The 11,798-nt window shown below is 63.3% G+C and carries 8 protein-coding genes and 1 tRNA gene; 4 read left to right on the forward strand and 5 right to left on the reverse strand.

The window, feature by feature from the left end:
- Positions 1-117: 117 nt before the first annotated feature.
- The 5 genes from carB to gloB form a co-directional block, all read right to left on the reverse strand.
- The gene (gene carB, locus AB3X95_RS05890) at positions 118-3,384 is read right to left on the reverse strand and encodes a carbamoyl-phosphate synthase large subunit (protein ID WP_368620883.1); all 3,267 of its coding nucleotides are present in this window, start codon (positions 3,382-3,384) and stop codon (positions 118-120) included.
- 169 nt (positions 3,385-3,553) lie between these two features.
- Entirely contained in the window at positions 3,554-4,708 is a 1,155-nt protein-coding gene (gene carA / locus AB3X95_RS05895; protein WP_368620884.1) for a glutamine-hydrolyzing carbamoyl-phosphate synthase small subunit, read from the reverse strand.
- Between the two features lie 327 nt (positions 4,709-5,035).
- On the reverse strand, positions 5,036-6,277 hold the full coding sequence (locus AB3X95_RS05900) for a nitrate/nitrite transporter (protein WP_176124144.1): 1,242 nt from the start codon (positions 6,275-6,277) through the stop codon (positions 5,036-5,038).
- 264 nt (positions 6,278-6,541) lie between these two features.
- Entirely contained in the window at positions 6,542-8,227 is a 1,686-nt protein-coding gene (locus AB3X95_RS05905) for a transglycosylase SLT domain-containing protein (protein ID WP_176124145.1), read from the reverse strand.
- Between the two features lie 157 nt (positions 8,228-8,384).
- The gene (gene gloB / locus AB3X95_RS05910) at positions 8,385-9,176 is read right to left on the reverse strand and encodes a hydroxyacylglutathione hydrolase (protein ID WP_176105532.1); all 792 of its coding nucleotides are present in this window, start codon (positions 9,174-9,176) and stop codon (positions 8,385-8,387) included.
- Between the two features lie 18 nt (positions 9,177-9,194).
- On the opposite strand from gloB, the gene AB3X95_RS05915 reads away from it, so the two are divergent.
- The 4 genes from AB3X95_RS05915 to AB3X95_RS05930 all read left to right on the forward strand — a co-directional run bounded on the left by AB3X95_RS05915 (position 9,195) and on the right by AB3X95_RS05930 (position 11,458).
- Complete coding sequence (locus tag AB3X95_RS05915; protein ID WP_176124146.1) at positions 9,195-10,076, forward strand: class I SAM-dependent methyltransferase; 882 nt, start codon at positions 9,195-9,197, stop codon at positions 10,074-10,076.
- Positions 10,073-10,519, forward strand: coding sequence for a ribonuclease HI (gene rnhA, locus AB3X95_RS05920; RefSeq protein ID WP_176105530.1), 447 nt, complete (start codon positions 10,073-10,075; stop codon positions 10,517-10,519). Before AB3X95_RS05915 ends, rnhA begins: the two co-directional genes overlap by 4 nt.
- 81 nt (positions 10,520-10,600) lie before the next feature.
- On the forward strand, positions 10,601-11,335 hold the full coding sequence (gene dnaQ / locus AB3X95_RS05925) for a DNA polymerase III subunit epsilon (RefSeq protein WP_176124147.1): 735 nt from the start codon (positions 10,601-10,603) through the stop codon (positions 11,333-11,335).
- Between the two features lie 48 nt (positions 11,336-11,383).
- Positions 11,384-11,458, forward strand: a tRNA-Val gene (locus AB3X95_RS05930).
- Positions 11,459-11,798 lie beyond the last annotated feature (340 nt).

Raw genomic sequence — 11,798 nt, forward strand, 5'->3', positions numbered from 1 at the left:
AATCACCGCGGTTAAGTGCATTCCGCGAAAGCCGCCGCCCATGGACAGACCCGGGCCGCAGCACCTGCGGAACGCCGCTTAACCGCGGCACTTACATCTTGGACAGGTATCGAAGCCTTAGTTTAGGCGAGCGTGGAGTCCTTGTAAATCATAGACTTCCAGGTTCTTCAGATAACGAAGACCCTCCACCGCCGCGCGCGCGCCCGACATCGTCGTGTAGTAGGTGACCTTGTTCGCCTGCGCGCTCATGCGAATCGAACGCGAATCGGCGATCGCCGCGCGCGTTTCGTCGACGGTCGTGAAGACGAGAGCGATCTCGCCGTTCTTGATCATATCGACGATGTGCGGACGGCCATCCTTTACCTTGTTGACGACCTTGACCGGCACGCCGGCCGCTTCGATCGCGGCAGCCGTGCCCTTGGTCGCGACGATCGGGTAGCCGAGCTCGTGCAGCATGCGCGCGACTTCGACCGCCTTCGGCTTGTCGGCGTCCATCACGGTCAGCAGCACCGTGCCCGACTCCGGCAGACGCGAACCCGCCGCGAGTTGCGACTTGAACAGCGCCTCGCCGAACGTCTGACCGACACCCATCACTTCGCCGGTCGAACGCATTTCAGGTCCGAGCACCGGATCGACCGTCGGGAACTTGACAAACGGGAACACCGCTTCCTTCACGCTGAAGTACGGCGGCTCGACTTCCTTCGTCACACCTTGCGCGGCGAGCTTCTGGCCGACCATCGCGCGCGCCGCGATCTTCGCGAGCGGCAGGCTGGTCGCCTTCGACACGTACGGGACCGTGCGCGACGCGCGCGGGTTCACTTCGAGCACGTAGATGATGTCGTCCTTCGACCCATCAGCCGCGTTTGTTTTGGACGGCACCTGCTGGATCGCGAACTGCACGTTCATCAGGCCGACCACATTCAGCGCCTTCGCCATCGCGGCCGTCTGGCGCTTCAGTTCGGCAACCGTCTCCTTCGACAGCGAATACGGCGGCAGCGAGCAGGCCGAGTCGCCCGAGTGCACGCCCGCCTGTTCGATGTGCTCCATCACGCCGCCGATGAACACGGCGTCGCCATCGGAAATGCAATCCACGTCGCATTCAATCGCGTCGTTCAGGAAGCGGTCGAGCAGCACCGGCGAATCGTTCGATACCTTGACGGCCTCACGCATATAGCGTTCGAGGTCGCGCGGCTCGTGGACGATTTCCATCGCGCGGCCGCCCAGCACGTACGACGGACGCACCACGAGCGGATAGCCGATTTCGTCAGCGAGTTTCAGCGCTTCGTCTTCGGTGCGCGCGGTACGGTTCGGCGGCTGACGCAGGCCGAGGTCTTGCAGCAGCTTCTGGAAACGCTCGCGGTCTTCGGCCGCGTCGATCATGTCCGGAGACGTTCCGATGATCGGCACGCCGTTGGCCTCGAGATCGAGCGCGAGCTTCAACGGCGTCTGGCCGCCGTACTGCACGATCACGCCGACCGGCTTTTCCTTGTCGACGATTTCGAGCACGTCTTCGAGCGTCAGCGATTCGAAGTACAGACGGTCGGAGGTGTCGTAGTCGGTCGACACGGTTTCCGGGTTGCAGTTGACCATGATCGTTTCATAGCCGTCCTCGCGCATCGCGAGCGCGGCATGCACGCAGCAGTAGTCGAACTCGATGCCCTGGCCGATCCGGTTCGGGCCGCCGCCCAGCACCATGATCTTCTTGTTGTTCGTCGGATTCGCTTCGCACTCTTCCTCGTAGGTCGAGTACATGTACGCGGTCTTGGTTGCGAACTCGGCCGCGCAGGTATCGACGCGCTTGTACACTGGACGCACGTTCAGCTCGATACGGCGGGCGCGCACGTCCGCCGGGTTCGCGCCGAGCAGCTTGGCGAGACGTCGATCCGAGAAGCCGCTCTGCTTCAGATACTTCAACTCTTCCTTCGTGAGGCTCGCGAGCGTACGGCCCGCCAGCGCCTTTTCCTTCAGCACGATCTGTTCGATCTGCGCGAGGAACCACGGATCGATCGCGGTCTCTTCGAAGATCTCTTGCGCGCTCATGCCGACGCGGAATGCATCGCCGACATACCAGATGCGATCCGGACCGGCTTCGCCGATCTGGCGAATGATCTCGTCGCGATCGGCGGTCTTTTCGTCAAGACCGTCGACGCCGACTTCGAGGCCGCGCAGCGCTTTCTGGAACGACTCCTGGAATGTGCGGCCGATCGCCATCACTTCGCCGACCGACTTCATCTGCGTGGTCAGGCGCGAATCGGCTTCGCGGAATTTTTCGAACGCGAAACGCGGGATCTTCGTGACGACGTAGTCGATCGTCGGTTCGAACGACGCCGGGGTCTGGCCGCCGGTGATTTCGTTCTTCAGTTCATCGAGCGTGTAGCCGACTGCGAGCTTGGCCGCGACCTTCGCGATCGGGAAGCCTGTTGCCTTCGACGCCAGCGCCGACGAACGCGACACACGCGGGTTCATTTCGATCACGATCATCCGACCGTCTTTCGGATTGATCGAGAACTGCACGTTCGAGCCGCCCGTGTCGACGCCGATCTCGCGCAGCACCGCCAGCGACGCGTTACGCAGGATCTGGTATTCCTTGTCGGTGAGCGTCTGCGCCGGCGCGACCGTGATCGAGTCGCCGGTATGGATGCCCATGGGGTCGAGGTTTTCGATCGAGCAGACGATGATGCAGTTATCCGCCTTGTCGCGGACCACTTCCATCTCGTACTCTTTCCAGCCGAGCAGCGACTCTTCGATCAGCAGCTCGCGCGTCGGCGACAGGTCGAGACCGCGCTTGCAGATCTCTTCGAACTCGTCGCGGTTGTAGGCGATGCCGCCGCCCGAACCGCCCAGCGTGAACGACGGACGGATCACGACCGGGTAGCCGCCGCTGCCGGTTTCCGCGGCGATCTTCGTCTGCACCGCGAGTGCTTCTTCCATCGAATGCGCGGTGCCCGACTTGGCCGAACCGAGGCCGATCTTGGTCATCGCGTCCTTGAACTTCTGGCGGTCTTCCGCCTTGTCGATCGCTTCGGGCGACGCGCCGATCAGCTCGACGTCGTACTTCGCCAGCACGCCATGCGCGTGCAGATCGAGCGCGCAATTCAGCGCGGTCTGGCCGCCCATCGTCGGCAGGATCGCGTCCGGGCGCTCCTTCGCGATGATGCGCTCGACCACTTCCCACGTGATCGGCTCGATGTAGGTCACGTCGGCCGTGTTCGGGTCGGTCATGATCGTCGCCGGATTGCTGTTGACGAGAATGACCTTGTAGCCTTCCTCACGCAGCGCCTTGCATGCCTGCGCGCCCGAGTAATCGAACTCGCACGCCTGGCCGATGATGATCGGACCCGCGCCGATGATGAGGATGCTCTTGATGTCTGTCCGCTTGGGCATAACGCTCTCGCTAATGTATTCCTGAATTCTTTCCGTCGGCGCGCGCCGTTTTCACGTTGCGCGCGCTGTTTGCGGCGCGCCCGCCGCATCGTGCTGCGGGGCGCCGCGGCCGCCGCGAGCCGCTTTCGTTTCCGTCTCGGGCTGGCTCGTGCGGCCGGCCTTTACTGCTTCAAGCCGCTGCGCTCTTGCCGCTCTTCTGCGCGTCCATCAACGCGGTGAAGCGGTCGAACAGGTACGCGATGTCGTGCGGACCAGGCGACGCTTCCGGGTGGCCCTGGAAGCAAAACGCCGGCTTGTCGGTCAGCGCAAAGCCCTGCAGCGTGCCGTCGAACAACGATACGTGGGTCACGCGCGCGTTGGCGGGCAGCGTGTCGGCATCGACCGCGAAGCCGTGGTTCTGCGACGTAATCACCACGCGGCCGTCTTCGAGATCCTTGACTGGGTGATTCGCGCCGTGGTGGCCGGTCTTCATCTTCATCGTCTTTGCGCCGACCGCGAGGCCCATGATCTGGTGGCCAAGGCAAATGCCAAAGGTCGGAATGCCGCGCTCGATGAACTCCTTCGTCGCCGCGATCGCGTAGTCGCACGGCTCCGGGTCGCCGGGGCCGTTCGACAGGAACACGCCGTCCGGGTTGAGCGCGAGCGCGTCGGCGGCGCTCGCTTGCGCCGGCAGCACGGTGACATGGCAGCCGCGCTCGGCCAGCATACGCAGGATGTTCTGCTTGACGCCGTAATCGAATGCGACCACGCGGTACTTCGGCGCCTTCTGGTCGCCGTAGCCCGTGCCCAAGCGCCATTCGGTTTTGGTCCACTCGTAGGTTTGCCCGGTCGACACGACCTTCGCGAGGTCCATGCCGGCGAGGCCCGGGAACGAGCGCGCGAGTTCGATGGCCTTGGCTTCGTCGTCGGACCCAGCGAGGATCGCGCCGTTTTGCGCGCCCTTGTCGCGCAGCAGGCGGGTCAGCTTGCGGGTGTCGATGCCGGCAATGGCGACTACGCCTTCGTCCCGAAGATATTGCGGGAGCGTACGCTCCATGCGGAAGTTCGACGCGAGAACCGGCAGATCACGGATGATCAGGCCAGCGGCATGGACTTTCGTCGCTTCGACGTCTTCGGCGTTCACGCCGACGTTGCCGATATGCGGGTACGTGAGGGTCACGATCTGGCGCGCGTAGCTCGGGTCAGTCAGGATTTCCTGATAGCCGGTGATGGCGGTGTTGAACACGACTTCACCGATGGTGTGCCCGGGGGCCCCGATCGAATAACCACGAAAGACCGTGCCGTCGGCGAGCGCGAGAAGAGCGGGAGAAAATGACGGCAACACGGGAGACTCCTTGGGGGAACACCCTGTTGCCACCTGTCTATCCGATTTCGAGCCGCAGCGGAACACATTCTGGATGCGCGCGCAGACTCGCTCGCGAGCTGCCGGTAACGATGCAAGGGGCGCGATGAGTCCATTGTGTGGACGACTTCGGCTGGGTGCGGGGCCCTTCTTGCTACGCCAATGGCGCGCGGCGGATGAACGGTATGGGGGAGGTAGGCGCTAGGGTGCGGGTTGATAAGCTCAAACCTTGAAATTATAGCCTGAAACCGCCCTTCCTTCCAAATCTGAGATAGGACGCAGACTTGCAGCAGCGTGCCGCGCGGCCGTTCAGGCTTCCTGCTCCGCGCGCATTTCGCCGGACCCGGCAAGCTGCCGTCCCGGCAATGCGTACCAGATTGCGCTCAGCACCTGCAGCGCGACAAGGATTGCCCACGCGCTCAGATGCGCGACCGCCGGATAGTGCCCGCCGCTCGCCGGCCAGTGAGAAAGCACCGCGCCAACGCCGATCTGAAAACCGAAGATCAGCAGAAAAATAATCAGCGTCAGCGTCGTGTTGACCCGGCCGATCATCTGCGGCGGGAAATGTCGCGCCATCACCGCGTAGCTCAGAATGCCAGTGCCACCGAAGATTCCGTACGCGGCCCACAACAGGCTCGCCGGCAATGGCGCATTGAACATGATCAGCATCTGCGTCAGCACGTACAACGCCATGCCGATGCCGCAGAACGCGTACAACGAGAGACCGCGCCGCTCGAGACTACGCGCCGCCGCGCCGAAACCGACGCACCCCGCCATCATCGCGAAGCCGAGAATCGACACGAGCGCCGCCGCCTCGTGCGGTTCGAAGCCTTGTACGTCGCGCAGCCATGCTCCGACCCACAACGACTGCATCGCGTAGAAAACGCCCTGCGTAACCACCGAGAACGACGCGATTTTCCAGAATGCCGCGCTGCGCAGGATATGCCACGTGCCCTTGAACTGCGCAACGAGGCTCGTCTGGCGATGCGAGTCGCGCGCGTCCGGCGCGAGCGTCCATTGCGCGAGCGCGACCACCACCGTCAGCACCCCGAGCCCGACGCAGACCGAGCGCCAACTGGAGAAGCCGAGCACCCACGTGAGCGGCGAACCGACCATCACGCCGCCGAAACCGCCGATCGCCATCACGAGCCCATTCATCAATGGCAATCGCGAGACCGGAAAATGCTGCGCGAGCGCCTTGAACGCGGCGCCGAGGCATACCGAGACGCCGACGCCGATCAGCAGCCGCCCGACCATCATCATGCCGAGACTGTGCGCCGCGCCGAACACCCAGATGCCGAGCGCGGCGAAGAGCAGCGTGACGGCCGTCACGCGACGCGCGCCGAAGTGGTCGAGCAGCACGCCAGCGGGGGTCTGCGCGCCCGCGAAGCCGAGGAAATACAGACTCGTCAGCACACCCAGATCGGCGGCTGACAGACCGAGATCGCGCGTGATGAACGGCGCGAAACCAAGATTGACGCCGCGAAACACGTAAGAGACGAAGTAGCCGGCGGAAAAAAGCAGAAAGACGCGCAGTTGGGTCGACGACATAAATCAGGAAGAAAACCCGGAAATGGACCTCAAGAACCTTGCCCGAGGTCCCGACGGATCAGGACAGAACGGCGTCCCGCGGCCAACGCGGCCGAAGCACGAACAATAAAGTAAATACGGCAAACCCGCAGGAACCGTCCGCGCAATGAAAAACGCCGTCACCCTGAGGTGACGGCGTTGGATGAACACGGTGCGTGATCGGAGCGCAATCCATGCGCTGCCCCCGCAACGCATGTGGTCACTACCGTGAGAGCCGCTATTGGTCTATTTACCCTTCTTCTTCGCGTTGGCCACGGTCTTCGGGCGGCTCTCAGCCGCGGCCTTCGACGCATTGCCGGACACCGAGGCCGACACCTTCTCGACCTTGCCCTTGCTGGCGGGCGCCGCCGGTTTGTCACCCTTGCCGCCCGGCTGGGAGACCTTGACGATGGCAGAGTGGCCGCGCCCTTTCTTCTTATCGTAGCGCGAATCGCCGCGGGCGTCTGCGGCATGGACGCCAATCTTCTGCACACTGCCGCCTTGCACATCGGCGGCGATCTTTTCCGGTCCCGGCTCGCTCGGTACCGGCTTGCCGACCGGCACGTGCAGCACGACCACCTGGCCGCGCGAGACCTGATCGCGATGTGTCTTGTTCCATGCCTTCAGCTGACCGACCGACACGCCGTAGCGCAGCGCGATGGCGGCCATCGACTGATTGCGGCGCACGCGGATCAGCATCTTGCGCGTGTCTGGCACGTCGGGTTCCATCGCGAGCACCGCGCTTTCGGCGATGTCGGCGCTGATGTCCTCGTCGTCGTCCGAGCCGCGCGGCACGACGATCGTCGAGCCTGGCTTCAGGCGCATGCCGACCGGAATCTTGTTCACTTCCATCAGCGTGTCTGCGTCGACGCCGATCTTCTGTGCGATCGCCGCGGGTGTCGCCCGTGCGTCGACGGTGTAGGTGGTCCAGGACGACAGCGAGCCCGAGTACGTTTTCAGATTGCGCTCGAACGCGGACGCGTTGTCGAAAGGCAACAGAATCTGCGGCTGCGTCGCGCCGAGAATCACCGGCTTCCTGAACGACGGGTTCAGCGAGCGGAACTCGTCGGTCGACATGTTGGCAAGCCGCGCGGCGACGTCGACGTCGATATCGTGCGAGGTCGTGACCGTCACGAAGTACGGGTGGTTCGGAATCGCCGGCAGCGCGAGCCCGTACACCTGCGGGTTCATCACGAGGTTCTTGACCGCCTGCAGCTTCGGCACGTAGTTGCGCGTTTCGTTCGGCATACGCAGGCTCAGGTAGTCGGTCGGCAGACCCGCCGCCTCGTTGCGCGCGATTGCGCGCTGCACGTTGCCCTCACCCCAGTTGTACGCGGCGAGCGCGAGCTGCCAGTCGCCGAACATATCGTGCAGCTTCGACAGGTAGTCGAGCGCGGCACTGGTCGACGCGAGCACGTCGCGGCGCTCGTCCTGCCACATGTTCTGCTTCAGGTTGTAGGTACGGCCCGTGCCCGGCATGAATTGCCACATGCCCGCCGCCTTGGCGACCGACAAAGCCTGCGGGCTATACGCGGACTCGATGAATGGCAGCAGTGCGAGCTCGGTCGGCATATGGCGCGACTCGAGTTCCTCGACGATGTGATAGAGATATTTCTGCGAGCGCTCGGTCATGCGCTGCACGTAATCGGGGCGTTGCAGATACCAGTTGAGCTGCATGTCGACGAGGTCGCTCTGCAGATCCGGCATCTGGAAGCCACGGCGAATGCGGCCCCACAGATCGGCGTCCTCGCTCGTCAACTGATTGACCGAGCCCTGGTCGACATTGATGGTTTCTTTAGCGGTGGCGTTCTTGCGAAGTGCGTCGGCTACGGCTTGCTGGCTGGCGGGGTTATTGGCGGTATTCGTCGTCGGTCCCTGACTCGCGCACGCGGCGAGTGTCAGGACCAATAACGCGCTTAAGATAAATCGCATGAACGTCTCGGTTTCCACAAGGGCTGGAATTTGCAGCCGATAGTACGAAACGTCAACGTTTCCGTCAATTGGAAAATCAAGAAAAAAATCAACCAAATCTGGGGCTTGGCGAATTTTTCCGATTCATCGCGTGAAGAACTGCCGAATGCGCTCCGGATCAACGGAAGCGGTTCTTCCATTCGCGCATCAAGGTGAAGGCCTTCAGCCTGTCAGAGACCGTTTCATGCAATTGTGCTTCGAGGTTCGACTGGATCGCCGGCTCGTCTGCGCGCAGGAACGGATTGACCGCGCGCTCGTGCGCGATCGTGGTCGGCAGCGTCGGCTGGTGGCGGGAGCGCAGTTCGTTCGCCTTGTCGCGCCACGCCTGCAGTTCCGCGTTGTGCGGCTCGCAAGCGAGCGCGAAGCGGATGTTCGACAGCGTATATTCGTGCGCGCAATGCACTTCGGTTGCGCCGGGCAGCGCGGCGAGCGCATCGAGCGAATTCAGCATCTGCTGCGGCGTGCCTTCAAAAAGGCGCCCGCAACCGCACGCGAACAGTGTGTCGCCGCAAAACACGTGCGGGGTGCCGCGCGTATCGGCCGCCTGGAAATAGGCAATGTGTCCGCTGGTGTGACCGGGCACGTCGAGCACGCTGAATTCGAGTGCGGGTGCCGCGATCGTCACGTGATCACCGCTTTTGAGACGATGCGTAAGGTGCGCGATCGCTTCGCCGGCGGGGCCGTAGACAGGCACGTCCTGGCCGTTCAGCAGGTCGGCCACCCCGCCGACGTGGTCTTGATGATGGTGCGTGAGTAAAATAGCGCTCAGCCGCCAGCCTCGTTGGGCCAGACAGGCGCGCACAGGGGCGGCTTCACCCGGATCGACGACGACCGCATGGTGTCCGTCGGCAATGACCCAGATGTAATTGTCTTCAAACGCCGGGACCGGCACGTACTCGAGCGCATTCATAGGCGACGCATTTTTAATATGACTGACCGAGCGATTATAGACTGGCCCGCCTGGACCGATTCGCCGCCAGGCCGCTACGTGCTCGACTGGGAGCAATCCCAGCTCGATCGCGTGGTGTCGGACGTGTTCGGCTATCATGCGCTGCAACTCGGCCTGCCGCAGCTCGACGCGCTGCGCGAAAACCGGATGCCGTGCCGCGGCCTCGTGCTCGACGCGGCGAGCGGCGCGAGCGCGCCGTACACGTATCCGCCGGCGGCACGTCGTAGCAGCGCCGGCGGCATCGGCGGCGCGGGCAACCCTGGCGGCGACAATCCCGTCAACGCAGCGCCAGGCGCGCCGGGGCTGCACGCGCCGGCCGGCCGCAGCGCGGTCTGGTGCGACCTGCTCGATCTGCCCTTCGAAGCGCAAAGCGTCGACCTGCTCGTGATGCCGCACACGCTCGAATTCACCAGCGACCCGCATCGGCTGCTGCGCGAAGCCGAACGCGTGTTGGTGCCCGAAGGCCAACTGATCATCCTCGGCTTCAACTCGTTGTCGCTGTGGGGCGTACGGCAATCGATCGGTAAGATGACAGGCCGCCCGTTCGTGCCTTCGGCCGTCGACCTGATCGCGTTCACGCGTCTGAAGGACTGGATCAAGCTGCTCGGCTTCGATCTTGAACGCGGGCGCTTCGGCTGCTATCGTCCGCCGCTCGCGAGTGATCAATGGCTCGCGCGCTACGGCTTCATGGAAGCCGCTGGCGACCGCTGGTGGCCGATTTTCGGCGCAACCTACATGATCAAGGCGATCAAGCGCGTGCGCGGCATGCGTCTCGTCGGGCCGCTCAAAGTGAAAAAGCCCGTGCTCGCGGCAGGCCTCGCGCCCGCCGCCACCCCGAACACACGTAACCACACCGAATGACACCGGACCACATCGACATCTATACCGACGGCGCCTGCAAGGGCAATCCCGGCCCTGGCGGCTGGGGCGCGTTGCTGCGCTTCGGCAACCAGGAAAAAGAACTGTTCGGCGGCGAGGCCAACACGACCAACAATCGCATGGAGCTGATGGGCGTGATTTCCGCGCTCGAGGCGTTGAAGCGCCCGTGCAAGGCGATCGTGCACACCGATTCGCAGTACGTGCAGAAAGGCATCAGCGAGTGGATTCACGGCTGGAAGAAGAAAGGCTGGGTCACCGCAGCGAAGCAGCCGGTCAAGAACGCCGATCTATGGAAGCGACTCGATGCGCTCGTCGCGCAGCACGAAGTCGAATGGCGCTGGGTGCGCGGCCACAACGGCCACCCGGAGAACGAGCGCGCCGATCAGTTGGCCAATCGCGGCGTGGCGTCGCTCGCCGAGATGTAAGGAGCGTGCGCGCATCGGCCAACGACGCGCGCCGCCCTCTTCGCTTTTTACTGCACTTTTTTCGAAGCAGGCTAATCCGACATGCGTCAACTGATCCTCGACACCGAAACTACCGGCCTGAACGCCCGCGGCGGCGACCGGATTCTCGAACTCGGTTGCGTCGAGCTAGTGAACCGCCGACTGACCGGCAACAACCTGCACTTCTATATCAACCCGGAGCGCGACAGCGATCCGGGCGCGCTCGCGGTGCACGGCCTCACGACGGAATTTCTGAGGGACAAGCCGAAGTTCGCGGAGATCATCGACCAGTTCCGCGACTTCATCCAGGGTGCTGACCTGATCATCCACAACGCGCCATTCGACATCGGCTTTCTCGACGCCGAGTTCGCGCTGCTCGGTCTGCCGCCGGTGAGCACGCACTGCGGCGAGATCATCGACACGCTCGCGCAAGCCAAGCAGATGTTCCCCGGCAAGCGTAATTCGCTCGATGCGCTGTGCGACCGCTTCGGCATCAGCAATGCGCACCGTACGCTGCACGGCGCGCTGCTCGACTCGGAATTGCTCGCCGAGGTCTATCTGGCGATGACGCGTGGCCAGGAAAGCCTCGTCATCGACATGCTCGGCGAAGCGCAGACCGGCGGCGCTACAGATACGCCGCGTGTAGCGCTCGAATCGCTGGAACTGGTCGTGATCACCGCGAGCGACGACGAACGCGCCGCGCACGAAGCCGTGCTCGACGATCTCGACAAGGCGATCAAGGGCGCGAGCGTATGGCGCCTTGAACCCGCGCCAGCAACTGATGAGCAAACTGCTTAAAAAAGACTAGACGAACCCCAAATTCCCTGACATAATCTCAATCTCTTCGGGTGGTTAGCTCAGCGGTAGAGCACTGCCTTCACACGGCAGGGGTCACTGGTTCGATCCCAGTACTACCCACCAGATTCTTGGTGTGTCGATCACCGAAGACAAAAGGGCTTACGCAGCAATGCGTAAGCCCTTTTTCTATTTGCCGGCAAAAACGTCGCGTGCACCGCACGAGGTAGCGTCGGCTGTGTAGAACCACGTCGTTCCGTAGGTTGGCGAGCGCCCCGCACTGTTGCTATATTCGGCAGACGGGCATTCGCCCGGTCCGGCTCTGTCCGGTTTCTCCAACTTGAACCATCTCAGGGAGGCGCCACATGTTCGCAGTGCATCGCGCGCTCCCTCGCATGGTCCCACGACCGTCAGCCCGTCCGCCACGACCGCTGCGACCTTAAACGCCGCAGCGTCGCAGCAGATG

It is taken from the genome of Paraburkholderia sp. BR13444 (assembly GCF_040948755.1).
Lineage (GTDB): Bacteria > Pseudomonadota > Gammaproteobacteria > Burkholderiales > Burkholderiaceae > Paraburkholderia > Paraburkholderia youngii.